At 41.4% G+C, this 26054-nt stretch carries 22 protein-coding genes and 1 pseudogene; 9 read left to right on the forward strand and 14 right to left on the reverse strand.

Translation table 11 applies throughout. The features are described from left to right. Positions 1 to 86: 86 nt before the first annotated feature. The 3 genes from rppB to DP114_RS32755 form a co-directional block, all read right to left on the reverse strand. Complete coding sequence (gene rppB / locus DP114_RS32745; RefSeq protein ID WP_169263255.1) at positions 87 to 1499, reverse strand: two-component system sensor histidine kinase RppB; 1413 nt, start codon at positions 1497 to 1499, stop codon at positions 87 to 89. Continuing rightward, entirely contained in the window at positions 1486 to 2190 is a 705-nt protein-coding gene (gene rppA, locus DP114_RS32750; RefSeq protein WP_169263256.1) for a two-component system response regulator RppA, read from the reverse strand. Before rppA ends, rppB begins: the two co-directional genes overlap by 14 nt. A 906-nt stretch (positions 2191 to 3096) precedes the next feature. Continuing rightward, positions 3097 to 4746: an iron uptake porin gene (locus DP114_RS32755; protein WP_169263257.1), complete on the reverse strand. Its 1650-nt coding sequence runs from the start codon at positions 4744 to 4746 to the stop codon at positions 3097 to 3099. Positions 4747 to 5505: 759 nt separating this feature from the next. Between DP114_RS32755 and sbnA the strand changes: the two genes are divergently transcribed. The 3 genes from sbnA (at position 5506) to DP114_RS32770 (ending at position 9531) form a co-directional block, all read left to right on the forward strand. Next, entirely contained in the window at positions 5506 to 6468 is a 963-nt protein-coding gene (gene sbnA / locus DP114_RS32760; protein ID WP_169263258.1) for a 2,3-diaminopropionate biosynthesis protein SbnA, read from the forward strand. A gap of 250 nt (positions 6469 to 6718) precedes the next feature. Beyond that, complete coding sequence (locus DP114_RS32765; RefSeq protein ID WP_246163635.1) at positions 6719 to 7642, forward strand: DMT family transporter; 924 nt, start codon at positions 6719 to 6721, stop codon at positions 7640 to 7642. A gap of 1214 nt (positions 7643 to 8856) precedes the next feature. Next, complete coding sequence (locus DP114_RS32770) at positions 8857 to 9531, forward strand: DUF305 domain-containing protein (protein ID WP_171978376.1); 675 nt, start codon at positions 8857 to 8859, stop codon at positions 9529 to 9531. Between the two features lie 127 nt (positions 9532 to 9658). Here DP114_RS32770 and DP114_RS32775 read toward each other — a convergent pair whose 3' ends face one another. The 6 genes from DP114_RS32775 to DP114_RS32800 form a co-directional block, all read right to left on the reverse strand. Then, positions 9659 to 10033 (reverse strand): hypothetical protein, encoded by a 375-nt coding sequence (locus tag DP114_RS32775; protein ID WP_169263259.1) that lies wholly within the window; start codon positions 10031 to 10033, stop codon positions 9659 to 9661. 33 nt (positions 10034 to 10066) lie between these two features. Then, the gene (locus DP114_RS32780) at positions 10067 to 10555 is read right to left on the reverse strand and encodes a hypothetical protein (RefSeq protein WP_169263260.1); all 489 of its coding nucleotides are present in this window, start codon (positions 10553 to 10555) and stop codon (positions 10067 to 10069) included. 110 nt (positions 10556 to 10665) lie between these two features. Further along, positions 10666 to 11157 carry a DUF2808 domain-containing protein gene (locus DP114_RS32785; protein ID WP_169263261.1) on the reverse strand — a complete coding sequence of 164 codons (492 nt, stop codon included), beginning with the start codon at positions 11155 to 11157 and terminating at the stop codon, positions 10666 to 10668. A gap of 282 nt (positions 11158 to 11439) precedes the next feature. Beyond that, entirely contained in the window at positions 11440 to 11922 is a 483-nt protein-coding gene (locus DP114_RS32790; protein WP_169263262.1) for a DUF2808 domain-containing protein, read from the reverse strand. Between the two features lie 791 nt (positions 11923 to 12713). Then, positions 12714 to 13643 (reverse strand): hypothetical protein, encoded by a 930-nt coding sequence (locus DP114_RS32795; RefSeq protein ID WP_169263263.1) that lies wholly within the window; start codon positions 13641 to 13643, stop codon positions 12714 to 12716. A 370-nt stretch (positions 13644 to 14013) separates the two neighbouring features. Further along, positions 14014 to 14265, reverse strand: coding sequence for a thioredoxin family protein (locus DP114_RS32800; protein ID WP_169263264.1), 252 nt, complete (start codon positions 14263 to 14265; stop codon positions 14014 to 14016). A 271-nt stretch (positions 14266 to 14536) separates the two neighbouring features. Here DP114_RS32800 and DP114_RS32805 point away from each other — a divergent pair, with 271 nt between their 5' ends. The 4 genes from DP114_RS32805 (at position 14537) to DP114_RS32820 (ending at position 20822) form a co-directional block, all read left to right on the forward strand. Next, positions 14537 to 15028, forward strand: a complete 492-nt coding sequence (locus DP114_RS32805; RefSeq protein WP_169263265.1) for a FixH family protein — start codon at positions 14537 to 14539, stop codon at positions 15026 to 15028. A 338-nt stretch (positions 15029 to 15366) separates the two neighbouring features. Beyond that, on the forward strand, positions 15367 to 15858 hold the full coding sequence (locus DP114_RS32810; RefSeq protein WP_169263294.1) for a heavy metal-responsive transcriptional regulator: 492 nt from the start codon (positions 15367 to 15369) through the stop codon (positions 15856 to 15858). After that, positions 15859 to 17640 (forward strand): efflux RND transporter periplasmic adaptor subunit, encoded by a 1782-nt coding sequence (locus tag DP114_RS32815; RefSeq protein WP_169263266.1) that lies wholly within the window; start codon positions 15859 to 15861, stop codon positions 17638 to 17640. It abuts the gene before it with no gap. Positions 17641 to 17651: 11 nt separating this feature from the next. Further along, positions 17652 to 20822, forward strand: coding sequence for an efflux RND transporter permease subunit (locus DP114_RS32820; RefSeq protein WP_169263267.1), 3171 nt, complete (start codon positions 17652 to 17654; stop codon positions 20820 to 20822). A 335-nt stretch (positions 20823 to 21157) separates the two neighbouring features. On the opposite strand, the gene DP114_RS32825 is transcribed toward DP114_RS32820, so the two are convergent. The 4 genes from DP114_RS32825 to DP114_RS32835 form a co-directional block, all read right to left on the reverse strand. Beyond that, complete coding sequence (locus DP114_RS32825) at positions 21158 to 21475, reverse strand: hypothetical protein (protein ID WP_169263268.1); 318 nt, start codon at positions 21473 to 21475, stop codon at positions 21158 to 21160. Between the two features lie 351 nt (positions 21476 to 21826). Further along, complete coding sequence (locus tag DP114_RS32830; protein WP_248277129.1) at positions 21827 to 22327, reverse strand: transposase; 501 nt, start codon at positions 22325 to 22327, stop codon at positions 21827 to 21829. Between the two features lie 54 nt (positions 22328 to 22381). Beyond that, positions 22382 to 22510: a hypothetical protein gene (locus DP114_RS36155; RefSeq protein ID WP_282453041.1), complete on the reverse strand. Its 129-nt coding sequence runs from the start codon at positions 22508 to 22510 to the stop codon at positions 22382 to 22384. Positions 22511 to 22517: 7 nt separating this feature from the next. Then, entirely contained in the window at positions 22518 to 23027 is a 510-nt protein-coding gene (locus DP114_RS32835; protein WP_169263269.1) for a helix-turn-helix domain-containing protein, read from the reverse strand. A 63-nt stretch (positions 23028 to 23090) separates the two neighbouring features. Between DP114_RS32835 and DP114_RS32840 the strand changes: the two are divergent. Continuing rightward, positions 23091 to 23912: pseudogene (locus tag DP114_RS32840) on the forward strand (transposase); the annotation flags it as partial. Positions 23913 to 24028: 116 nt separating this feature from the next. Then, the gene (locus tag DP114_RS32845) at positions 24029 to 24298 is read left to right on the forward strand and encodes a transposase (RefSeq protein ID WP_169263271.1); all 270 of its coding nucleotides are present in this window, start codon (positions 24029 to 24031) and stop codon (positions 24296 to 24298) included. A gap of 265 nt (positions 24299 to 24563) precedes the next feature. Here the strand turns inward: DP114_RS32845 and DP114_RS32850 are convergent, their stop codons facing one another. After that, a complete protein-coding gene (locus tag DP114_RS32850; RefSeq protein WP_169263272.1) occupies positions 24564 to 25811 on the reverse strand; it encodes a hypothetical protein in 1248 nt (415 codons plus the stop codon). Positions 25812 to 26054 lie beyond the last annotated feature (243 nt).

Raw genomic sequence — 26054 nt, forward strand, 5'->3', positions numbered from 1 at the left:
GTTGCCATTTTTAGTTCTAGGGGAGGGTTTTGATCTCACCTTGACAGGGCTAGGGCTAGAGTATTAACCCTTAAGGGGAGAAGAGGTTAATTGACCTTGAATTTACGTAAACGACGATACAGCCCTTTAAATCCGTAAATAGAACGAACGCCATTAAACACCGTGACATCGAAGGGCAATTGAATAGTAAAAGTACTACTTTTACCTAATTCAGTTTGCACATTCAAGCTGCCGTGGTGTGCCTGAACAATAGCCTGCGCGATCGCCAACCCTAATCCAGAACCACCAGTGCTACGTGAGCGATCGCCACTCACCCGATAGAAACGGTCAAAAATCCGAGACAGTTCATGTTGTGGAATGCCAATGCCTGTATCTTGAACCTGAATCACAGCATAATGCTCATTGCGGTCTAAAATAACTGTGACCTCTCCTCCTTGAGGTGTATATTGAATTGCATTGATAATTAAGTTAGAAATCAAACGATAAAGCTGCTCAGGATTGCCTACAATATTCAAAGGTTGATGCACCTTTATAAAGGATGTCAGCTTCACCTCGACTGAAGTAGCCATCGCTGCAAACTCTTCTACTAAATCGTCAACAACATCATTAAGGCAACAAAGCTCGCGTCGCATCGGCATAGGTTGTCGATCCAAGCGAGCTAAAAGCAGCAAATCTGTCACTAAAGTCGTGAGTCGCTGATTCTGACGCTGTATAGTTTGCAGAATATCCCGCGTTTCTGTTTCATCCAGTTGCGGCATTAAAAGCGTTGACTCCACCGTCGCCTGTGTTGCAGCTAAAGGTGTTCGTAACTCGTGTGCTGCATCTGCTGTAAATTGTTGAATTTGTCTGTAGGATTGGTAAATCGGTTGCATCGCTAATCCTGCTAACCACCAACTAGCAAGACCAACTAGACCCATTGCCACTGGCAATCCCAATGCTAAAATCAATTTCACACCATCTAAATAACTATTGAAGTCTTCCAGACTTCGCCCCACTTGCATATACCCCCAATCACGATTATCTTCGGTGTGTAGCCTAAAGGATATTTGGTGGAAAAACTTGCCTTTGCTGTCTTTAACAGTTTGCCAAAGTTCCTTCTTAAAAACTGGGGATAGTTCTTGTGGATGAAAACCAGCGATAGCAGTCAAGCGTCCGGAATTATCGAAAAAGCGAACATAATAATAACCTTGGTTAATAGCGGTGAGAGTATGGCGTTTGAAAGATTGCTCTTGAATACACCTGTCTCCAACTGTGCAGATATTTGGTAGTAGCTGCTTTAAAACTGGTTCCAAGTGTCCAGGTTGCTGTAGTTTTAGTTCAACACTGTCATGCAGGGTTCCTGCAACTGATTCTATTTCTCGATCTAAGGTTATCCGATGAGCATGGGACACCGCTTGGTAAACGCCAAATCCGCACAAACCTAAGATAAGAGCCATGACGAGTGCATACCACGAAGCCAGACGAATACGAGTCAGCTTAAACAGTTTATTTTGGTTCATTGGTAAGTTTCAAACGATATCCCATGCCATGCAAAGTTTCAATGGGGTTTTCACAGCCACTCGACGCTAGCTTACGACGCAGCAAACGCATTTGAGCTGCCACTACATTGCTAGCAGGTTCTGCACTCACCTCCCAAAGCTGATTGCGAATCTGTTCTGTGGTAACAATTTGGTTCGGGTGCTTCATAAAATACTCTAGGAGCTGGAATTCTTTATTAGTTAGGGGAATGACTTGTTTTTCCCTCGTAGCATTCTGAAACACAACCGCACTATTACCATAATCTAGAGTTAGATTGCCAACTATCAGTTCTGGGGATTGAAAATGAGGAGAACGACGTTGCAGAGCACGTAACCGCGCTAGTAATTCTGCCATGCTAAATGGCTTCACCAAGTAGTCATCAGCTCCTGCATCTAGCCCAGCCACTTTATCTGCCATACTGTCTTTAGCTGTAAGTATCAGCACGGGCAGAGGATTTTTGTTGCTACGTAACCTTTTGCACAACTCCAATCCTGACATTCCTGGCAACATCCAATCGAAAATAGCTAGCGTATATTGTGTCCATCTATTTTCTAGATATGCCCATGCCTCAGTACCATCCATAACCCAGTCAACCAAGTACTTTTCTTGGTGTAAAGTTCGCTTGATAGCGGTACCCAAATCTGGTTCATCCTCGACTAACAGTACTCTCATAAAGTTAACCTATTACTTGTCAACTGGTATTTCTAAAACACTTTTGCAGTATGCTCATCCCACTGTTAGCAAACTTCATTTGTCAAATCCAAATTTTGTATAATTCACTACTTATAATAATTGAATGAACTAAAACCAGTGATGACTGTGAGAAAAACTCAATAAACCTTCTTGCCCAAACACTGTATGGGTTTAGTGAGAGGAGTTATAAAATTAACTTTTTGCAAGGAGTCTATTGAGTCAATATTTATATTGACAGATAAGTATGAAATTAGGATGAAATGCCAGCTTCTGAAAAGACGCATGGAATTTTTATCCTAAACTTGCGAGGATTGTTCATCATCTGACTATCTCTGTTCAATCGAAAAACTTGGTTTTTGAGACCTTTACTTTTGTTTACAAACAGCCTCTCAAGGTTTTAACAGTAAGAAAAACTCAATAGACCTAATTGCTATCAATCGGTAGGTGTAAGTGAGACACAGTTAGTAAAATCATGGAAACTAACTACTTGCAAAAGGTCTACTGAATTACTTTTTGTGAGTTACTTTTTATTATGATATGTAAGTATGAAATTAAGATGAAATCTTGAGCAATATAATATTTTTTATCTGTACTTAAAACAAGACCCTAGACAAATGCTAGGGTCTTGCATTCGCTCATTTACTATTAAATAAAATTTGACTTGAAGACAGTTATAGGTGTACCAAAGCCTGCTTGCTGCAAGCTTTAGTTTCTCGACTTGACAAGAGCCAATTGCTAATAGTTATAAATCAGTTAATAGTGAACAGTCAGCAAAGATGTATGGAGGCATTTAGACCCGCCATCAATGCGTTCCACGCTCTTAATGGAGGAACCGTTACCCAAGTGATGAAACTGATAACTGTTAATTATTAGCTATTAGCAGTTTTAGAAAGTAAACGTGGTACGCAGTGTACCTACGTAAACAGTGTCGTTCCTGTCATTATGTTCTGGATTGAAGATAACCAACACACCAGGCGTGACAGCAATGTTTTCAGTCAATTGCAGTCTGTACAGCGCCTCTAGATGGTAGGATGTGTCCCTGTCTTGACGACGAATACCGTTTGTTTGGACGAATTCGTTGCCAGTTGCTTTAGGTGGTTGACCAAAGATAAAACCAAGCACATTACCTTGTCTGCCAAAGTCTTTGAAAGCAACGTTAGCAGCCCAATACTCAAAGTATGCATTAGCACCATTTGCCGTACCGCCTTTAGCTTCTGCCTCACTGTAACCATACCAACCACCAAGCGTAACCTTGGGACCTAGTCTCAAGGTAGCTTCTACGCCATAGTGGTCAGCAGTCAGAGCAGCGCCACCGAAGGGATTATTAGCATACTGACTCCCTGTAGAGTTAAAGAGGTTAATGCTATTGTTAGCAACATTTCCTATATTTTGATAGGTGCGAGCATAGGTTAAACCGATATTGAATGCCTGATTAGGCTGGAAGGATATCTGACCAAGGGCTGCATATCCACCATTTAAAAAACCTGATCCATCATTAGGATTGTTAGCTCTGTCGGCTAGATAAGCCGCTGACACGGTGATAGGTCCTTTGGGATTGAAGGATAATGTTGCACCTGCACCACCCTCACCTACGCGGTAAATGGGGCTGAAACGACCGTAGCGAGAGATACTACCCCTACCAGAGCTGTTGAACTCAGGGGTAAAGGTGTTGAGATTTTCATATAATAGACCACCAAATGCATCAACCTGAACGCGTACGGCGTCGCCTAGATTAAATGCATAGTTTAGTTTGTCAATCAGAACGTCGTTGCTGTCATTTCCATCAAAACTCAGACGGGTCATATTTGTACCCGTTACGCCTGTACCATAAGGAGTGACATTCCGAGCCTGCAAACGGATTTGCAACCGGTCTGAGCCAAAGAAGCTGGAGAGCAAGTTCAGACGAACCCGGTCAGCGAAAATGGTATTAGAATTCAAGTCCTGAGCTGTTGCCGGGTTTACACCAGAGGGAACAGCCCGATTATCGCTACCAAAAATGTCAGATAGATTGAAAATCGCTTCACCAACCAGTTTTGTCGTGGTAGAGAATTGATTTGCTTCTAATTCAGCAGTACGAGCTTCTAAGGCATCAACACGACCGCGTAGAGTAGCCAATTCAGCAGAGAATTCTTCTTGTAAACGCTGCAAGGTAGCTAAGTCTTCTTTCCTGACTAAGTCAGCGGTAGCTGTTGCAATCAGTTCATTCACTCGATCCAAACAGGCGTTCAAACCAGCCGCAAACTCATAACGGGTCAAAGCGCGGTTACCACGATAGGTACCATTGGGATAACCTGCAATACAACCGTAGCGCTCTACCAGAGACTGTAATGCTTGAAATGCCCAATCTGTTGGCTGTACGTCGGAAAACTGAGAAACAGATGTTACTTGACCAATGTTGTCAGATTGTGCTGTCAACTGAGAGACGGAAGTCACCTGTTCGTTGACAGAAGAAGCCATAGCGCTATTCGCAGTGAAGAATGTGGCTGCCAGAACAACCGGACTTAGCTTCAGAACGTTCCGGAATTGTGTTGTCATAATTTTTTCTCTCTCACACCTAAATTCGGCTTAGATATGATTTGTTGTTTTTTCACATCTAAGTAAGTATTTCCAGAGTTCACTCCTATAAATTAGGTTCTCAGATCAAGATGAAATTAGGATGAAATTCTGAATTTTTGAATCAAATAAATCAGTAAGTAAGAGATGCATTTTCTAAACAATTTGTCAACTTTAATCCAAAGAAAAGTGTTAGCATACTAAGATGAAATTAGGATGAAATTCCAAATGTTTGAATCAAACAAATCAGTAAGTAAGAGATGTATTTTGTAAACGATTTGTCAACTGATATCAAATCATAAATTTTAGCATACTAATATGAAATTAAGATGAAAATTTATTTGACTCAAGAAGATTTCTAAAAATCATTGACGGTTCTACACATAAAGTTTGTCTGCGTCCAAGAGAATGCCAATTAAGGCTATACAAACAAAATCCGCATTGTCAGTAATGATTTTTAAATAAATATCCAATCAAAAGCCAGAAATTTCATCCAAATTTCATTTTTGATTTGCAGTATAGAAAACAGCAGGTTTATTCATAGCTGAATGTAGACAAAAAATAGGCTTGCTTTAGAGTACGGAAAGCCAAAACAAATCATGGAATTTGTTGAGGTTCACCATTGTTCAAGATGCCATACATAAGAAATGGCTTTTTTATGATCAAGAACCCTGGACAGCCATTTTCTTGTTGACCTGTACTTCAATCAATTCCTGAAACTTTTCGTTCGAGAGTGAAGATATGATTTATGAATCAGTAGCCAGTTGTGTTGGTCAAACACCGCTCGTTCGTTTACGTCGATTATTTCCCCAAGCAGATCTCGATATTATCGCCAAACTAGAGTTTTTGAATCCTGGTGGTAGTGTTAAAGACCGTCCAGCTAGATTCATTGTTGAAAAGGGATTGCAAGACGGTACTATCAATTCTCGAACCCACCTAGTTGAGAGTACCTCTGGTAATTTGGGTATCGCCTTAGCAATGATGGCGCGAGTTTACAAGCTTTCATTCACCTGTGTGGTTGACCCTAAAATCTCACCAACTAATTTGCAAATACTCCAGCAATTGGGCGCTAATGTCGATATGGTGACAAAGCCCGATGATCAAGGGGGCTACCTGAAGACACGGATTCAGCGTGTGCAGGAATTAGTTAAGACTATTCCTCATAGCTTGTGGATTAATCAATATGCTAACCAGCTAAACTGGCAAGCGCATTACAACGGTATTGGTGGTGAAATTATTGCCAATTTAGATGGTGGTCTTGACTGTGTGGTGATTGCAGTTAGCACTACAGGAACAATATTAGGAGTAGCTCGTCGCCTGCGCGAAAAATTTCCCAATATCCGAGTAATTGCTGTTGATGCTGTCGGGTCGGTAATCTTTGGTGCTCCTGCAGGTAAGCGCGAGCTACCTGGTATCGGCTCCAGTCGTGTTCCCGAGTTGTTAAACAAGACTGAGATTGATGAGATTGTCTATGTCGATGATTGGGAATCTATGCAAGGTTGCCGTGACCTAGTAACTCATGAAGGCATTTTTGCAGGTGGTTCGTCTGGGTCTGTTGTTGCTGCTATCAAAAAGCTTCTCCCCACTTTCCCTAAACCTTATCGTGTGTTGACAGTGTTTCCAGATCGAGGGGAGCGCTATCTTGATTTGGTCTATAACGATGACTGGGTAACGCGACTCCAGAGGCTAACAGCAGTAGTTTAATAATAGGACTTACGCACTCGTGACGAAAAATAAGGCTTTGCGATTGCTTCCCTTCGGTCGCAATGACAGAATTGCGTTATTTTTGCGTAAGTCCTGAATAAGTAAAATCCCCAGACTCAGGGAGCGCATCTACCCTCTGATAGCTCGTCATTACCGAATTTTACCTTTTTATGACTAGCCATCTTCTGCACCTTTTGTTTACTCGCTTCATTTTCTGGCATGGCGATGCTTCATGGAGGTTAGATGTTTTATGCTGGCAAATTTTTCTGACTTATTTTTAATGAATTTTAAGGGAGAACTGGCAGCTCTGGGAGTGGCGTTTTTGTGGGCACTGACTTCAGTTATCTACAGTCGCTTAGGAAAGAAAATTTTCCCGCTGGCGATGAACTTGAGCAAAGGTGCGATCGCAATTGCGATGGCTTTCCTCACCATCCTTTTGAGTGGTGAGCAACTGCTGCCAGCAATTGACTCAATCCGCTTCATACTCCTACTTCTCAGCGGTGCTGTTGGAATTGGCATTGGCGATACTGCTTATTTTGCGGCATTGAACAATTTAGGGGCAAGACGGACGCTGCTATTGAAGACATTAGGTCCACCGATGGCTGCAATTGTATCGACTATTTTTTTGCACGAACAACTGTCATATGTTGCTTGGGTTGGTATTTTGTTAATTATTTTAGGTGTGGCTTGGGTAATTAGCGAACGAGTTAAAAATGCTACTACCAATGACAAGCTGATTGTTGGTGTCAGCTTTGCTCTGTTATCAGCATTCACAGACGCAATGGGTGCAGTTTTATCCCGTGCAGCGCTGGCAGAAACAACTATTAATTCCCTGTGGAGTGCGATGGTACGGCTAGTGGGTGGGGTATTAATACTGCTGTTGTGGCTGCCGATGAAGCGAGAACCAGTCCGCGCCTCTCTAAAAGAATTGCGGTCTGGGCGGATACTGGGCATCGTTATACTGTGTGCTTTTCTGAGTACTTACTTGGGCTTTTGGCTGCAACAAATCTCTCTTAAATTCAGTCCTGCAGCCATTGCTAAGTCCCTCAATGCTACGAGTCCTCTGTTTGTCCTGCCGTTTGCTTTCTTTATTGGAGAGAAAATCAGTCTGCGGGCAATTCTGGGCGTGTTGGTGGCGATCGCTGGGATGGGGCTGTTGTTTATCTACCGCTGATTGCGGATAACGAGTATTTTCATAGCCAAAATCCTTAGAAAATTATTGACCTCCCACGGCTTTAGCGTAGCGTGGGATTCTTGAATCATAGGAGAGGAGTTCTACTGAACTTACTTTCCTACGCGCATCTTGATCGTTTACCCAACGACTGCACACCCTCTATTGAGGACGACTTGAGCGGCTTTTGATGTTTTGAATTATAGCTCTTAAGTGGGAGATGAAAAGCCTCCATTCTTGCTAACTGAAGCTCTAAGTTACGTTGAGCAACGTGGCGAGCAGTTGGAAGAGTTAAAGGAGGACTTAGGGATTATTAGCAACAGACTAATGTCCTACCAGTAAGAAAGATTTTGTAATCAAAGCAGATAATTAGCGAAGAATATTTTTTAATAGTCTAAAAAATGTTTTATTTAGCTTTTCCTAAAAAAATGAAACCCTCTTAGTTTATCAATAGTAATAGCTATGCATAAAGAAATGAAATCAAAATGAAATTTTGGATGAATGTAGTGAGAAATACATAGATAACAGTTCTATCTATAGATAGACGCGCTTTTTTCTACATAAACCCTAAAGTATCATCAGTTGTCATTGTTATATTATTGACGCTGGCAATCCCAAATTCTATGGTCAAGAAAAGTTTGTTGCTCTACTAGTTAAATGTTTTTGTTTGTGGTGTTTTGATTGAAAGCTCAATGCAACAATCAAGCAATAGTATTAATTGAGGAGTACATGACTACAACTGTAACAAGCAGTACACTTGCTGCTGTTTTTGGTATAACTTTGAGGGTCTGCTCTTACAGCAGTACACCGACAACTTTAGATCCGGTTTCTCTCCTCAAATTCGCGCTTAGTACTGGATTTACTTGTATTTGGTGCTTTCGGTATAAGTTTAATGCTAAAGCATAACCCACTTAAGCAGGAATTAACTAGCGCTCTTAGCAGCAGGTCTAGTTAATTCTAAGCTCGGCTTTGCTATGCTCAAGCACTGCTTAACCTAAAGTATTGGTTAAGCACTTCAATAACGCCAGAAGTTTTTTACCATCTTGGTCTGCTTAATGAGCCTAGTTAGATTGGATACCTTTGCCCTGTAGGCAATATGACATTCCCTAACTAGGCAGCTATTTCATGTGCAAGTTTTGCTGTTTTATTTACTTTTATAGGATGAAAAAGGCATCCTTGATAGCTTAACAAACAAGTTATCTAAACCAATAGGACAGATGTTCCGTAACAACAAAAGCTTACTACCACGTTTAAGCGCTAGCATCGGCTTACAAATGCTTCTAGCCCTGACACCCGCTTTAAGTGCTTTTACAGTTGCGATTGAGCCTATACTGGCAAGCCAACCTGCTCCGAGAAATAGGCTCACACAAGTTGAAATCCGTCTTCTACGGGATCTGATTGACGGTCACAACTTTGCAATTGAGATGTCGAAGATATGTTTGCAAAGAGCTACACTCAAAGAATTAAAATCGGTTTGTCAGCAGGTTATCACTAATCAGCAGGAAGAGATTCAAACAATGCAGTCGTGGCTTAGTGACTGGTATGGCATTACATACTCACCGACATCAAACAAGTTTAGTCAGAATGTGATAAATCAGCTAGCAGGGCTGAGTGGAGATGATTTCAACATCACATTCATGAAGACTTTAACCTCACACCACTGGGGTGCCATCATATTTGCTGGGGAAATTACTGACCGTGCTTACCATGTAGAATTTGTCAATCTAGCTGCCAATGTTGTCACTGCGCAAGTAAACGAAATCAATCAATTACGAGGCTGGCTCAAAAATATCTATAACATAGAGTATGTAGGGGCAGCTGCAGCAGGTTCAGCTGCAGATACTCCTGATTCTGAACGCAGTCTTCTTAATCCTGAGAATTATCCAAAGTAATTGAGTAGGTGGTGCAGTAGTAGTAAGTGAAAGCGCTTGTCACCTCCACTACTTATAAGAGTAAGAAATCGTCCTTACCTGGTTTAACCAAGTTTAGGCAAGTATTTTAGAGCAGAAAGACTGTAGATTAGTGAACGCCTGTACTGCATTGTTGTATAGCTTGGAGTCTTTCTGTAGTACCTCCACCAGTAGGTCTTGCTGGGGGAATTGCACAGCCTCTTGTGTTTGACTTATTCATGTTTTGGGATTTTTCTGTAGTAGGCTGACCAGTAGATTCAGTTGTAGGAGTGGATTGTTGGAGTCTGTTATTGCATTGCTGCAAGACTTGAAGTCGTGCAGCAGTAGCTCCGCCTGTAGGTCTTGCTGGGGGAATAGATTCACAAGCTTTTACAGTTGACTCACTTACGCTTCCATAGGCGGTAGAACCCGAAGATGTGTGAAGCAAAGCTATCCCTAAAGGAATTGCTAGGATAGATGTAGCGCGGATAATAAGTGTCTTCATAACCAAAATCCTCATAACATACAGTCACTCTGCCTAAATAGGGTAGGTCTGAATTCGAGCTACACCAAGTGAAATTTCTCCTTGAGATCCAGCATTCTTAGCGTAGACTCGGTATATCCAAGGTAGGCTATATCCTGCTTCGCTATTTCCTATAGTATTAACTCCATTCATCAAAATTGATAGCTTTGTCTCAGGCTCTACTGGTTGTGAGAAAGCTACCGTAGCTTTTCTGTTGTTAATAGAAACCGTCGCTGGTATTTTTTGACCTGATTGATTTTTCACCTCAATTCCTCTATTAATTTTTACCCCCTCTGGTAAATCAATTACTAGTTCTGCTAGAGGTTTTCCTACATAAACTTCAAATTCATGGGTAGCATCTACAGCAGTAGTATCACTAGGATAAGCAGTGCTATTGCCAAGATAGGAACCACTAGTATCGCCAGGTTTATCATTTGCCCAAACAGCAGGAACTGAAGATGTAATTGCTAAGGTCAATGCAGCTATGTAAATCATTTTTTTCATTTTAGTTATCCTTATGAGGTCACTTGATTAACTCTCTATTTATTAGTTTGACCGTGACTTATGAAACCAAAATGAAATTTTAGTGTTTGTTTTGAAAATAAATCTTGGGATTAATATATGCGAAATTGAGCTATACCTATGGGAATATCTTCGTCACTGCCAACAAATTTAGCCGAGAAGCGATAGATAACACTATTACCAAGAGTTGATCGTTTCACGTTTTTTAGGTCAATATCTAGCTTAGTATTGGGAGCAACTGATTCAAGAAAAGCCAATGAAACAGTTTTGCTATTGACAGAAATATTAGTGTTAATTTTCTGACCATTCTCATTCACAATATCGATATTCTTAATGTCAGCACTGATAGTTACATTGTTTGGAACGTTAATAATTAGCTGAGTGATAGCTTTACTGTTTTGGGGAATATGTAACCGGAAAGTGTATCTGATAAGCTGCCATCGCGCATAAGGAGGAAATTGCACATTTCCATCTATATGAGGCACTCTTCCATTATTCATCTTCGCAGTTGCATAATTAGCAGGAATTAAAACTGCAGCAGCTAGAGTCAATACTGCACCCGCATATATCAGTGATTTCTTCATTTTTCAATTTCTATGAATCAATTATGTCAGATGAATTTTAAGTTCATTCCAAAGAAATGAACTTGTTATTAACAAATGCATCACAATTTGGTCAAGCCAGACTTAACTATTTCCCTGCATTTACCTGTTAATCGGGGAAAGTTAGACAGCTTACTCGCCTTTAGCAGGTTCAACCTGCTGATGATGTTTTTGTCAAAGAGGTATGCTCCCTCTACTTACTAGGATGACAGGTCATGATGAAATCAAGATGAAATTCCAGCACTTATCGTCAAAGTTTATAGATTAATTAGAATGTGCAAATTGAGCGACACCTATGGGAATCTCTACGTCACTACCAACGACTTTAACCGAAAGATAGTAAACAGAGGTAGAACCAAGAGTTGGTTGTTGTACTTTGTTAAGATTTACTTGCAATTTAGTAGTGCTAGAAGTAACTGGTTTAGGAAAATCTATAATGATTCTTCTATTATTTACAGAAATATTAATTTTAATTTTTTGACCCTTATCATCCAATATATCAATATCATTACTTACAGCTACTGTGGATGGTGCGTCAATAATTAACTCGGAAAGGGCTTTACCATTTTTGGGAACGTGTATCTGAAAAGTTTGTTTAACAAGCTGCCAACCAGCAGGAGGTAATTGCATGTAATTTTCAAGATTAGCAACCTTATTATTATCTGTTTTGGCATTTGCATAGCCAGTAAAAATTGAAGCTGCGGTAGCAACACTACATACAGCAGTAGAAATCAGTGTTCTTTTCATTTGGCTGTTAAATTAGCAAACTATGTCACTTAGATTCAAATTTCTTTTTAGTGCATGAACCTTACAAAACCAGTGTAATAGGTCACTATGAAATTAAGATGAAATAACCAGCTTGGTAAAATAAATTTAAGGTGGATTTGCCATTCAACTAGAAATATTTTGTATTTTTGTTAGTAAAGTAGCCTGTCTTGATTTTGTACTATTTATTACCTTTATTCCTGGGTTATTACTAGCTGTTACTATCTGATTTGACTCGGTTTCTACATCAGGCACTTCAGAACCAGAAGCTAGGTTTTTGAGATTTTGGGCTAGGTTTCATTCTCATTTATCCTAAAAAATCAGGCTTATAGTAGTAGCATTCTGATAGAACTATAAGCCCAGAAATTGTGTGGAATAAAGCCAAGGAATTACTTTATAAATATTATTGTAAAAAATCAAGATGAAATTAAGATGAAATAAATTACTTTACTGTTATACGCGATAAGAAAACAGGCTTACAGTATAACTATAAGCCCGTCAGGATTGTGAAACATGAGGAGCATGTTTTTAATATTTATTATAGATAATGTAAATGAAATTAAGATGAAATCTCACGGTTAATCTCCTCATCAAATTAGATTGATTCTGAGAATAGCTGATTATCTCCTTTCACTCATTCTTAATATAAAACCAGACTTTCAGTCATACCAGAGTGGCATAACTAAAAAGCCTCTAATGACTATCAAAGCATAAATTGAGACGGCGAAACTTAGTATATGACCATGATGAAATCAAGATGAAATTTGAGATAACTATTGCACGTCTACCCAAAAATCAGCAGTGATGATTTTGCCATTACGATTAAACTGACCCCACATTTTATATTTTCCTGCTTGAGGAAAACTGGTGATAAAATGAATTTCTCCTGCTGGAGTGTTTTTCAATGCATGAGCATGAATGTAGTCTGCTTCTGTCAATGGTGATGACTGCTTGAGGATGACTAAATGTCCTCTTTCTCCTAAATAAGGTTTCAAATCTTTCAGTGGTTGGTTGTTAGCAGCGTCTTGTAAGTTGAAAATTAGATGAACTTCTTGTCCAGCTTTGATTGTAGGTTGAGATAATTTGAGATTAGCCTTAGTATCACCAAGAGTCTTTGTAGTAGCTAAATCAATTTTTGGTGCAGCTGGACTTTTTCCTGGAACTTGTGCTTTTAAGACCGAAACTTGTTCTGCTTTTCCTGCTACTTTGTAATCACTGAAAAGTGTGTAATTACCAGAATGGAGAAAATCAGCTTGGACTTCAAAGCGTCCATTTCCTTTGTATGTGGGATGGATGTGATTGAAAGACTGAAAATCATCACTCACGACGATTAAATGCATCAATTTTTCTTGGAAAGTATCGAAATTAGCAATTGGTCTTCCTTCTTTGTCTTTGACATCAATTGCTAAAGGTACAGGTTTTTTAGGAGTGATTTTGTCGGGGAGGGTGAGTTTCGCGGTAGCGTTCGCAGGTTCTAATTTGGAATTACTATCATGAGAATCACCCATATTATGACCTGTGTGCGGATTTTCCTCAGTCCTTGGAGTTTTGGAATCACCCATATTGTGACCTGTGTGCGGATTCGTATCTGCAACAGTACTAGCATTAGAGGTTGGTGTTTCGCCAGATTTTACTTGTGAGGCGCAAGCTTGAGTGATAAAAAGGGTTGAAGTGATAGCGAGTGCAGTGAAAAACCGCTTCATTTTTTCTCCAGGTGTGATTGCAAAATAGGGATACTTCCTTAGTGAACTTGATCTTTATCATCAGTCTGTCAGAAGAAAATGAAATTAGGATGAAATCCTACTCTGCAATGATGATAGTTATAAATACTTAGATGATCGCCTTTAATGAGCAATGACAACAGATGAGAGCGATTGCGCGGAGCAAGAGACGCACCTTGGCATATCGCTTACCTAACTAATTGAAAACAGTTTCTTATTGTGGGTTAACATACACTTCTAAAATTTGATTTACTAGGTAGGGCAGACGAGACGCCCACCCCACAATAAATTTAGTTTTTAGAGAATGCAAATTGAAGGTCTTTTAGCTTATTTACCTCCAGTTTCAGCTATTTCAACTCAGAATCTGACCTACACCAGCAGCTTGAAGTTGCTCTCGATTCGGTTTACCAGTCAGAACCAGTTTTCCATTAATGGCGATCGCTGGCACTGCATTCACTCCATACTGCTGGGCTTTCTCCTGCTCTTGTCGCAGTTCATAGACCGATACTTCACAATTAGGGCAAGTCAATTCTTGCACCAATTGAACTGTCTCATCGCAAAGAGGACAGTCAGCCGTAAAAATTTCTATTTGACGTTTCGTCATGATGTCCACCGAGAATTTTCCTTACTCATCCATTCTGAAGCCTCTAGTGAACTAGAGAGTCAACCCTTTTCTATTTTCTGAATTTGTTCTTTGACTTAACACCTAATTCTAATTAAGGTGACAGTGCTGTTTGGAAGTATTGCAATGAAATGTTAAATGAAATTCTTGCGCATATCTACTTGACTCTACAGCTGACTTGAGGGTTTAACATGACTCTAATTTATTTAACTGTTCTAAAACTTGTTACCGCCTGTGAGGAGTAGCAAATAGCATGAAATCTTTCAAGTGGCTTTTAATCGTTCTAGGAAGCACGGGAGTAATTTCTTTAGGAGCCTGTAGCAATGGACAGCAGGTAGATAATTCGGGTAGTAATCCTGCTGTCTCTTCCTCAAAAACCATGACAGGCAGTCAGGTGATTGAACCTGCTACTCAGACGGGAGAAGCTCGCATGACTCTAAACACGGAAGCTACACCTCTCAAAACCGGAAAAAGTACTTTAATGCTCAACGTTACAGATGCCAAGAATGGTAAGCCTTTAGCTGCCAAAAATATAGCAGTCGAAATGGTCATGTCTGAGCAAGAAATGAAGGCAATGGGGATGGAAGGAGTAGGAACTGCAAAAACACAAGTCAAGCCGGCATCTTCACCCGGTATGTTTGAAATTCAAACCAGCCTACCTTACGGGGGCAACTGGCAACTGAAGGTAAACCTTAAAGACATTCAGCCTACTGCCAGCGCTGTCTTTAATGTAGCCGTTAAGTAGTTGGGCTAAAGTTTCTAAAAGTCCATACTTGTAGAAACTATCTAGTACAGCGTGGCAGAAATAACTAGACAGTTAGGAATAGTTTAAAACTCTGATTTTGTAGGTATTTTTCTCCTGACTTGGTGAGTTCTGACTCCTTGCACTAGGTATAAGTTTTTGACTCTTTCATCGCCTTACACCTGGCTTTAAACTTATCGTTGTGGTTAACACGTATGACAATTTGTTAGCAATACAAGATTTTGTCAGAAAAATTTACAAAAATTCTGACTTTAGGGGTTGACTCTACAGTTAACTATAGACTTTAAGGTTGGAGCAATACATAGTAGAAATAAAGAACTATAGTTGCTGTGGTGGAACAAGTTTGTTGTGAAGCATCATCCCCGAAAAAACTGCTGAAAATTGGTGAGCTAGCAAAGCAAACCGATGTGGCAGTAGGAACAATTCGGTATTATGAAAGCTTAGGATTGCTAACACCAGTTGAAAGAAGTGAAAATGGCTACCGCTATTACGATGGCGAAGCAATCAAGCGGTTGCAATTCATCAAAAAAGCCCAATCTTTACAGTTTTCCCTCTCGGAAATTCAACAAGTGGTTGGTGTCCGCTCCCACGGCGATCCTGCTTGCCCACTCGTGAGGGGCTTACTGAAACAGAAAATAGCTGATCTTGAGAAGCAGATTTATCGCATGAAGGTGCTGAAGGAGGAGTTAGAAGCATATCAAGAGCGCTGGGCAAGCCGACCTTTAGACGACCCGTGTAGCAAAGAGCTTTGTAGCATGATTGAGGAAGTCGCTTGCCAGGATGTACCTGTCCACAACTTACGAGGAGGGTAAATGTCCGGAACTACTGACGAACATCAAAACTCTCGCATCAAACCAGAGAACGAGCAAACTCCTCTTGCTCCCCTCTCCCCCCTTGAGGAAGGAACACCGGATCAGGTCAGTAATAATGACAATGCCACCTTAATTGAGATTAAGCCTGTCAAAAAGTTGATTTTATCCGTCAAAACGGTCATGACACTTGCAGTCCTCGCGGCACTAATTGGTGGCATCTCAATAGTAACAAAGCAGTTCAAACCCTCTTCTTCTATGGCTGGGATGGAAGATATGAAAGGGATGTCAATGGAAGACATGATGCGAGTGGACGGTTCCTCTAATCCCACCCCGGTAAAGGTCGAGTCCATCAAGTCTGGTTTAATGGAGGCGAGTGTTCGTTACACAGGGACAGTGCGTCCTTACCTGGAAGTGACTGTATATCCACGAGTGGGTGGGCAGTTGACTGAATACTCTGCCTACCCAGGAAGTAAAGTAAAAGCAGGACAAGTGCTGGCTCGGCTAACTGCGACGGAACTTTCTGATGAGGTAGAGGAAGCAACAACGGAAATGGAGGCAGCCAAAGCTGAGGAGCGTGCAACCAGAGAAGAACTGGATGAGCAACGTCAAGAAATACAGCGGATGGCAGCCGAATCTACTTATTTAGATACAAGAGTACAGCGAACTGAGCAGGTTTTATTAAATTCAGGTGCGATCGCCCGCAACGACTTTGATAAACAAAAAAGTGAAGCGACAGCAGCCAAAGCATCTCTGGGTGGTGCAAAAGTTAAATTGGAACGGATGCAAGCACAGATAGCTAAAGCCCAAGCGCAGGTAGCTCAGGCTAAAGTAAAAATTCAGCGTCTTAAGGTTATAGAAAGTTACAAAATAATTACATCACCGATTACAGGTATTGTGCAGGAGCGCATGGCAGACCCTGGTGTAGTGGTACAACCTGGTATGGGGATTCTTAAAATCGGAGATTATCGCAAAGTTCGCCTCCAGGCAAATGTTGCCCAGCAAAATTTAGCAGGTGTAGAAATCGGTTCTCCTGTTGTGGCTCGTGTGATTGGCAACTCCACTAAAACCATCAAAGCAAAGGTGACAAGCATTTTCCCAAAAGCTGGGGAAGAAACTCGCACAGTTACAGTCGAGTCAGTTGTCGATAACCCTGGCGGACAGATTTTGGCAGGACAGGCAGTTCAGATGCAAATTATTACAGCTCGTAAACCAAATGCTCTTTCGGTTCCTCAAGCAGCATTGGTTGAATCTGAAGGTAAGCAAGCTGTATGGGTTTTAGCAGGTAAATCAGCTAAACGCAAATTTATCACCACAGGGTTAACCACCGGCGATCGCGTAGAGGCAACTAGCGGTTTGCAACCCGGCGATTTGGTTATTACTTCGGGACAGGAAAGACTAATTGAAAATGCATCAGTGGCAGCTATTGATGATTCTGGTCAACCAGTTGCCTCCTTAAGTAGCGCTGTACAAGGCAACACCCAAATTAAGTTAGTCAGCCCGCAAGGCAAAGCAGTATCTGGTGATAATCAACTGATTCTGGAAGTTCAAGACTCTAAAACCAAGAAGCCTGTACAAGTTGAAGGTTTAGAAGTTAGCGTCACCATGCCAATGAAAAATTCCTCTCCCATGTCTACTGATGTGGAAGTAAAACCTGATACTCAATTAGGTCGTTTTAAAGTCAATACCTATTTGGGTATGAGTGGAAAGTGGGAAGTAACTGCCAAAGTCAAAGACTCCTCACGAATTGGCAGTGGTTCTTTCACATTGGATAATCGCCCATAGGAGCTTTCCAAATGAAAATTGGCTCAATTGTGCGCTGGTCGATCCGGAACCCAGTGATTTTGTTAGCGTTGTATGTTGGCATTCTTGCCCTAGCTGTCTTGGCGCTATTTCAGCTACCAGTGCGGATGATGCCCTACCTTCAAAGTCCTCTAGTCGCTATTGTAACAATGGCTTCTGGTTCATCTCCCCAAGAAGTAGAGACTTACATCAGCAAGCCAATCGAACAGCGGATGACGGTGCTAGACGGTGTGCGCTTTGTCCGCTCTAGTTCCCAGCAAGATATGTCCCTAGTGACAGTGCAGTTTGCTTGGGGTCAAGATATGCAGCGATCGCTTGCGGCAGTGCAAAGTGTCATGAAATCGGCAGAAGGAGATATACCTCTTGATGGTTTCAATACACGCTCTTACTGGGTTCTGTCCATCGACCCCCTTAATCGTCCTGTTTTAACCTTGGCTTTGCGAGGGGAAGGATGGGACTCAGTACGTCTACGTGATTTTGCAGATAATACTCTGGTTGATCGGCTCAAACAAGTACCTGATGTTCAGGCTGTATCTATTTTTGGCGGATACCGACGGCAGCTACAAATAATTGTAGACCGAGAAAAGTTAGCAGCATACGGTCTTTCAATTTTACAGGTGCGGGATGCAATCGACCGTAACAATATTTCCAAGGGTGCTGGAGTATTAACCAAAGGCGATCACGAAATCCTAGTACGTAGTGACGAACGCGCTTTGGGCGCTCAGACAGTCTTGGATTATCCTATTTTCAATCAAGGCGATCGCATTGTTTATGTCCGAGATGTAGCTACCGTCAAAGATACTTATGAAGAACGGCGTAGTGGCTATCGCTACAATGGTTCAGCAGCGCTGGGAATTAATATTATCCAAAAGCCGGATGCTAGTTCTCCCCAGGTGATTGAGCGCGTGCGAGCCGAACTCAAGCGCATCCAGACTCAGTATTCTGGCATTGAGTTTAAAGAAGCCTACGATAATTCCCATTTGGTAGAGATCATCAAAGAAGGCACAATTGCAGAGTTGCTCATCAGCGTAGCTTTAGCTGGGCTAGTGATTTTGATTTTTTTGGAGGATTTTCGGGCAACCGCAATGGTACTAATTTCCATTCCCACCTCGTTGGCAATGTCAATTTTGCCGTTTGTGCCGATGGGAATGTCCTTGAACTCTTCGACCTTGATTGGGGTGCTGTTGGCTATTGGACGGCTAGTAGATGACTCGATTGTAGTGATTGAAGCAGTCGAGCGCAAGCTTAAACAGGGTAGAAAGCCTTTCCACGCAGCGATTGAAGGGACACAAGAAGTATTTTTGGCGATCACCGCAGCTACTGCAGTGATGGTTGCGGCATTAGCTCCGATGACTTTTGCAGGCGGACTAACAGGAATAATGTTTGTCGGTATTGTCTGGCCAATTATCTATGCCCTATTAGCTTCCCTGATTGTGTCGCTGACTTTGACACCCCTGATGGCAGCCTACTTCTTAAAACTTCACAACGAGCATGAAGAACACAAACCAATCTTACTAAAACGGCTCCTTACTCCATTTCGTAAAGGTTTTGGGTGGTTGGAAAGAAGCTATGCATCTCTACTGGATTTAGCATTAAAAAATCGGGGGATGGTTTTAGCTGTCGCAATTGCTTTCATCTACTTGGGCTACAGTTTGTACCCTTTTGTGGGTCAAGAAATGATGCCTTTGGCGGACTCTGGTCAATTTATGGCGACTGTGGAAGCTGAACCAGGAACATCCTTCGCTAAAACAGATGTCATCGCCCAGAAATTTGAGCAGATTTTATCCCAGCAGCGAGAAGTCGAGAAAATTTCTTCAGAAGTGGGGTTTGAACTCACTAGCAACAGTACTTATTTTAGTGGTTATAGTATGGGTGGGGTAAACAGCGCCTCAATGATTGTGACTCTCAAAGACCGAGGCGAAAGAACCCGCGATATCTGGCAGGTTATCGATGCGGTAGAAGCGATCGCTCGTCGTACCATTCCTGGTATCCGACGTATTGCTATGCAACCAATGGGGGTAGATGTGATGGCTACTTCCGCCGCGCCTGTGCAGTTGGCAGTTTATGGAGAGGACTTAGATATTTTACACCGCCTCGCTGACCAGGTTTTACATATTGCTGAGAAAACCTCTGGGTTGAAAATGGCTCACACAAGCTCAACAATGAGTCAACCTGAATATCAACTAAAAGTTGATCGTCGTCGCGCGATGGAATTGGGACTTAGTGTTGCAGAAGTAACTGAACAAGCTCGCTACGCTTTGCAGGGGGGATATACTCAGCAGTACTACAATCTACCTAACCGCAGGCTGAACTCCATTCTGGTGCGTTACGACCAGAAAGACCGGGGGAATGCTCAAGACTTAGCCGCCACTTACCTGACAACAAAAGACGGAAAACAAGTACCTCTTGATTCAGTTGTCACCCTTGAGCGTCGTAACGGAGCAAGCCTGATTGAACATGTCAATGGTCACCGCGTAGTCTACATCAATGGATTTTACCGTAAACACAGTCCTGCCTCTATGGATTTATCAATGTCAGTGGCAATGCAGGCTGGCGCTGAACTTAATTTTCCTCCAGGATACGGCTTAGACTCAATGGGTGATATGACTGACATGATGATTGAGTTTGCTAGGTTGCTTAGAGGGCTTGTACTTTCCCTAGTACTGATTTATCTCATCTTGGTAGTTCAGTTTGGCTCGTTTATCCAGCCCCTCAACATGATGCTATCAATTCCTTTAGAACTGGCGGGGGTGTTTGGTGCTTTATTGCTAGCTGGGCAGACATTTTCGACAGTTTCTATTTTAGGGATTATCATTCTGTCAGGAATTGATGTGGCTGGAGCAATCTTACTAATAGATTTAATTTTAACAAAACGCAGGCAGAAAATTCCCAGAGATATCGCTATTCGTGAAGCTGGTCCTATTAGGCTTAAACCGATTTTGATGACTGTAATTATCACTTTAGTAGTGATTATCCGACTTGCGTTTTTCCCTGATACTGGAATGGATGCATACTCGCCAATCGCTACAGTGATTCTGGGAGGATTAAGCATTTCTACTCTGCTCACTCTCATTGTCATTCCTGTTATGCACTCGGTAGTAGACGATGGAACTCAATTATTTGCCCGTGTATGGAAGAAACCGCGACGTTTTCAATCGAGATAATTTATGCTTTAGGGAAATTAATGGAATTAGAAAGAATTGAGTAGTTACAAAGAAGTTTTACGAATTCCTTGACTCTTTAGTTAGCTAGAGGCTTTAGCATTGAATTGGGATTCTAAGGAATTAATCAATTATCGATGCTCTTAGAAAGCGCGGGTATCAGTTTGTGACTGTACCTGAATTGTTAGAAATGCAACAGCAATAACCACAATTGACGACGCCAGCACAATTTCATAAGCTAAACAAAGGCGCATAAATTCAGAATAAAGAAAGTTTCAGGCTCCTGACTCCAAAATTTCGGAATTCTGTTAAATAAGCACTTTTTAATGCCGATTAGCTTATCCATCCTCTGTCTCGTATACCTCGTGGTAAACCTCTGCTTTACCAGAGAGGGTCAAATCAAGAACTTGCTTAGATAAGTTGGTAGATTCTATATTAAACTTGGGTGCGTATACATAAATACTGGTAACTGCTAACCCATCCAATTCTGGATGGTTACTTATCAACTCCTTGATATCCTTTAGTAGTTCGCTAGAGGCAACCCACGGGAGATTAGAGTCCTTAGCTAGGATTTCGTACTCCAGTTTCTTCTGACTCTTACCCTCCTCAATTTTGCTTTCTAGGAGAGTAAGTGATTTTATTTCTAGTGTGGTCATATCTGTTTCTCTTCAACTAGGGTAATAGGGCTGACAAGACGACAAGACTTAATTCAACCGCTAAGTTTCACTATCTATATTCAGCTTCTTATAAAGAAATGAAAATAGCATGAAATCCTTATAACCCAAATAAAAAAATAGTAATGTACACAAAAATGAATCAATGCCCTCAGATCATTGAAGGTGGTAATTTTTTCCTTAAAACTGGCTTGAGTCTACTATCTGTACATAACTCACTGAAAGCCAGTCAGAGATCAGAATTGGCTATTTTCGGAGATTTCTATTTTTTAGCCTTCAGCTTCAAAACCTAAAGACGATGCTAGTAGACTTGGGCATAAATACGCCTACCCTTTAAGCGGTTAATGGCTTGCCCTTGTAAGTCCATTTAAACGGCTTCGCCATTGTGCGATTGAAGTAGTTGATAAACTCTAAAATCCGGGCTTTGAGATCCGTTTGAGAATGAAAACTGGCTCGTCTGAGCAGTTTGCGGACGAGAATGCTGAACCAGAGTTCAATCTGATTCAGCCAGGAGGAGTGCTTGGGTGTATAGTGGAAGACAATGCGATGAGTGGGGTCACACAAAAATGCGGTACGGGTTGACATTGACTGCAAAATGCCACTTTTCCCCTTGATGCCTAAGTCAATGTCCAATCCTTCTAATTGCACCACTAAGCGCACCAGGGATTCCGATTGGTGGGTATTAAGACAGTCGCAAATGAGGTGCCATTTCGAGGCATCGGGGTCAGTTTCAATTACGCTACGGATATGAAGGGCATAATCTGCTTCAGTACGAGTGTCCCCTACCAGTGGACAAATTACCTGACCACTGACGACATCAAAGCTAGCAATCAATGACTGGGTGCCGTGCCGGATATACTCAAATTCCCGTCGTTGAACTTTCCCAGGTCACAGGGGTAGGTCATGTGCTTTGCGCTCGTTCGCCTGAATTCCAGTCATTTCATCGGTACAAATCGTGCGTTCTCCTTGTTGTGACGCCTCCAACGCACTCAGATATACTTGAGCAATCTCTCTCACCTTGCGATCAAAGTCCTGATCCGGGGGGGGTTAACCAGTATTGACTCTGGTGTGGTTTGAGGTCGGCTTCTTGGAGTAGTCTTCCTACATGGCGTCGGGATATACTCTCGACAATACCAAGTTTTACCATCTCCGAAGCTAATTCTTGGGCTGTCCAATGACTGATGGGTCGGTCATAGTCCTCTGGCTTGTCACATGCGATCGCAAACAGTTGAATCACTTGCTCCATATCAAACTTGCCAGGCGCGCCACTGCGCTCAGCATCTTGCAAGCGTTCACCAATCGGCATCGCGCGCTCTGCCAACATCAACCAACGGTTACGCCAGTGACGTGCCATATCCCGACTAACGTCCAGTTCTCTGGCAACTTGTCGGTGGTTATGTCCGGAGTCTGCCAGCAAAATAATTCTGGCTCTGGTGGCAATTTGCTGCGGAGTACTGTGGCGATTGACTAACTGTTGTAGTTCTTGGCGTTCCTCTTCACTTAACTGTAAAACGGAAGGAATGTGTCTAGGCAAGGAATACAACCTCCATTTAGTTCAACTATAACAATGGTAGGCGTATTTATGCCCAAGTCTACTAGACCGATTTCTGTTTGGGATAGCGAGTATGGCTGCGCCCCGTTCGTGTTGAAGACGGCTGACATCAAAGCAGATATTCTTGTCCGGTTGCGTTCCAACCTGTGTTTGTGGGGCGCACCACCAGCATATTCTGGTCGAGGGCGACCCAGGAAGCATGGTGAGAAATTCAAACTCAATGAATCTTCTACATGGGGTGAAGTCACTCAAAGTATACAAGTCAACCATTCCCAGCTGGGACGAGTCCAGGTTAATCTATGGTCAAATTTACACTTTCGTAAAACTGCTACACGCCCTATGTCCCTCATCAGAGTTGAGCGTGTGGATGAACTGGGCAATTTACGGATATCAAAACCTTTATGGTTGGCTTGGTTGGGAGAACAAATGCCACCATTAGAAGAAGTTTGGCAACTCTACTTGCGTCGCTTTACTGTTGACCACTGGTATCGGTTTCTGAAGCAACGTCTACACTGGATGCTACCTAAGCTGAGTACCCCTAAGCAATGTGTTAGCGTAGCGTGCCCGAAGGGCATACGTTGGAGTGACCTGATGCCAATGATGACTTGGGAATTGTGGCTGGCGCGTGATATCGTGGCGGATAATCCTTTGCCTTGGCAAAAGTCATTAGACAACTTGACCCCTGGAAGGGTTGCCCAGGCTATGGGGAGCATTTTTGCGGTGATTGGTACTCCTGCCTGTTCCCCTCAACCTCGTGGAAAGTCTCCAGGCTGGAAGACCGGGCTACCACGCCAACGTAGAATTCGCTATCCTATAGTCAAAAAAACTACAACTAAGCCCCGCAAAGAACAACCAGAATCTGCTTAAAATTGTCGATTTTCATACCTGAAGCCTGTTTCTTTTTCACTCAGCGTAGCTGGGTCGTTTCTTGTTGTCTAGTCTAAACTCCAGTCAGTGTGGGAAGTGAGCAAATTAACAATATTATGTCCTGCCCTCAAGTTCCGTGGTCTGGGAAATTATCTGTTTTAGCTGCGGATAGTACTTATAGTCAACGTTCATTTTTAGTAGAACAAGCCCAGCACAAAAATTTAGTGCTCATTGCCAGAACCCGTAGCCATCGTGTCTTCTATCAGTCTCCTTCTATACAAGAAACCCCAAAAAAACGTGGTTGCCCAAAAAAGTACGGTGAACGTTTTAGTCTTGCAGATTCTTCCACTTGGCATGAACCGGTCAGCCAAATTGGTGGCAGTTAAGTAGCTTTATTTTAGTTGGTGTTATAATTACGATTATTTTTGAAGCTCTAGTTACTGGAGTGCTTAACAGATGGGAATATGCTAATATCATGCTGACGCTTCCATTCTTCGGTACTGGCTTGCTTCCATTGCTTCAGTGGATACTGATACCACCCATAATTATCTGGTTCGTTCAACGGCAACTTTCTAATGTCAGGTAAATTTTTGAATTTATTACTTAATCTCTAATCGAATAGGAGTAAAGAACTTAAAAAATCAGCTTGTATTAAGCTACCTTCGATATCTTCGATATTACAGTATAGTCTTCACCAAATTTACAAATTGCCTCACAATGCTGACGTAAGTCAGAAAATAGAATGTATTTAATTGAAATGTTTTGCTGTTGAATACAGGGTCTTTTGAGTTGCATAATTACTTCTTTCTCTCGTTTATTTGGAACAACTAAAAATAGTGTCTTTAAATTATTAGGGAAAGAAATTGCCAAGTCTGTCAGTCTTAAAATTCCTGAGTAAATAGAAGTACTCTTCTCAACCTCAAAACCACTAATAATTTGATTAGTACTTTTTTCTAACCATAGAACATCAATTAAATTGATTGTGTTCAAAGTATCTTTATCTATTTCCATTGCCGGAAGACAAGGAAGACAAAAGAAAGAGAACTTATTTTCTGCAAAAGATTTTGAGCGGTCGTTTGCTGCTGCTATCACAGCATATCCTAACGATTGACCTATTTTCAGGAGATGATATTGCATCTCAGTATGTAAATCTTCTTCTTCTCTTTCAAACGAAACTTCTGTATGACGTTTCGCCATTAGTTTTTCTACTTTGCTTCTCTGCGTTTCATCAATAACTTGTTTATGATTAATAATTAGCTTATTTGAGCCAATCTCAAATAGAAGCCCAGCGAAAGCACCCAGGTCACTGGAAAGAATATTTTTATATTGCTGATTTACTTGGATAATAATTTCTCGCATCCGCAAGTAACTATCCCAAGAACCTAATTTTTGCTTCTCGCTAAAGAGATAGTTAAAACCGTTGACTATACCAGTGTTGAAGGGAGGGATAATCGTTGGGTGTAAGAAATAAATTATACTAGCAACTGCTGGACCTAAACCCTTGATATTTTTACTAGAAAGTTTGATAATTTCCTTGATAATCTGGTCTTCTTTAGAAAATATTAAGCAACTTTCGAGAAATTGACCAAATGCTATTTTATTTGCTTCATTCTCGTAAATATCTGGAATTCTTAATTTTGGCTTCCAATAAAAGGGATGAGCAGCTCCTTCAAAAACTTGTTTTTGTTCGGTAATGCAGGTTAGGACAAACTCTAAAGAAGAACCTTTAAAATCATTGCCAAAATTAGCGTTTTTGATATCATGAACAACCTGTATAACTCCTCGTCTGATAGAGCGGAAAGCTTTCAGACGTTCTTCATTATTAATAAACCAGGTGTTATAAACCGATTCTAGATCGCTCTTGTAATTTTGAATAATACTTTGAAGGTCAATTGTCATCTGTAATAACATCCTTTGACAAGGGTACCAAATACTCTAAAATGTTACTTTTAATTCAGAGTAGGCTAAAATCAGTTTGGGATAATTTATGAGGGACGAGAGAACACAACCTTCTGTTTCTATCCACCAGAGAGAATCTTTGGATAAGTAAGTCGGCACGATAAAACCAATATATATTGAGTTTTGTAACAACTGTGAAATGACACATTTTTAGGCTATTTGCTGATTTTACATTTTGTTATG

The sequence above is a fragment of the Brasilonema sennae CENA114 genome (assembly GCF_006968745.1).
Taxonomy (GTDB): domain Bacteria; phylum Cyanobacteriota; class Cyanobacteriia; order Cyanobacteriales; family Nostocaceae; genus Brasilonema; species Brasilonema sennae.

Bases quoted from the DNA above. Each gene is read 5' to 3' on its own strand.
- DP114_RS32790 (WP_169263262.1), bottom strand. From the start codon at position 11,922: ATGAAAAGAACACTGATTTCTACTGCTGTATGTAGTGTTGCTACCGCA.
- DP114_RS32770 (WP_171978376.1), top strand. From the start codon at position 8,857: ATGTTCCGTAACAACAAAAGCTTACTACCACGTTTAAGCGCTAGCATC.
- DP114_RS32755 (WP_169263257.1), bottom strand. From the start codon at position 4,746: ATGACAACACAATTCCGGAACGTTCTGAAGCTAAGTCCGGTTGTTCTG.
- sbnA (WP_169263258.1), top strand. From the start codon at position 5,506: ATGATTTATGAATCAGTAGCCAGTTGTGTTGGTCAAACACCGCTCGTT.
- DP114_RS32845 (WP_169263271.1), top strand. From the start codon at position 24,029: ATGTCCTGCCCTCAAGTTCCGTGGTCTGGGAAATTATCTGTTTTAGCT.
- DP114_RS32795 (WP_169263263.1), bottom strand. From the start codon at position 13,643: ATGAAGCGGTTTTTCACTGCACTCGCTATCACTTCAACCCTTTTTATC.
- DP114_RS32850 (WP_169263272.1), bottom strand. From the start codon at position 25,811: ATGACAATTGACCTTCAAAGTATTATTCAAAATTACAAGAGCGATCTA.
- DP114_RS32815 (WP_169263266.1), top strand. From the start codon at position 15,859: ATGTCCGGAACTACTGACGAACATCAAAACTCTCGCATCAAACCAGAG.
- DP114_RS32780 (WP_169263260.1), bottom strand. From the start codon at position 10,555: ATGAAAAAAATGATTTACATAGCTGCATTGACCTTAGCAATTACATCT.
- DP114_RS32775 (WP_169263259.1), bottom strand. From the start codon at position 10,033: ATGAAGACACTTATTATCCGCGCTACATCTATCCTAGCAATTCCTTTA.
- DP114_RS32785 (WP_169263261.1), bottom strand. From the start codon at position 11,157: ATGAAGAAATCACTGATATATGCGGGTGCAGTATTGACTCTAGCTGCT.
- DP114_RS32800 (WP_169263264.1), bottom strand. From the start codon at position 14,265: ATGACGAAACGTCAAATAGAAATTTTTACGGCTGACTGTCCTCTTTGC.
- DP114_RS32765 (WP_246163635.1), top strand. From the start codon at position 6,719: ATGCTGGCAAATTTTTCTGACTTATTTTTAATGAATTTTAAGGGAGAA.
- rppA (WP_169263256.1), bottom strand. From the start codon at position 2,190: ATGAGAGTACTGTTAGTCGAGGATGAACCAGATTTGGGTACCGCTATC.
- DP114_RS32805 (WP_169263265.1), top strand. From the start codon at position 14,537: ATGAAATCTTTCAAGTGGCTTTTAATCGTTCTAGGAAGCACGGGAGTA.
- DP114_RS32820 (WP_169263267.1), top strand. From the start codon at position 17,652: ATGAAAATTGGCTCAATTGTGCGCTGGTCGATCCGGAACCCAGTGATT.
- rppB (WP_169263255.1), bottom strand. From the start codon at position 1,499: ATGAACCAAAATAAACTGTTTAAGCTGACTCGTATTCGTCTGGCTTCG.
- DP114_RS32825 (WP_169263268.1), bottom strand. From the start codon at position 21,475: ATGACCACACTAGAAATAAAATCACTTACTCTCCTAGAAAGCAAAATT.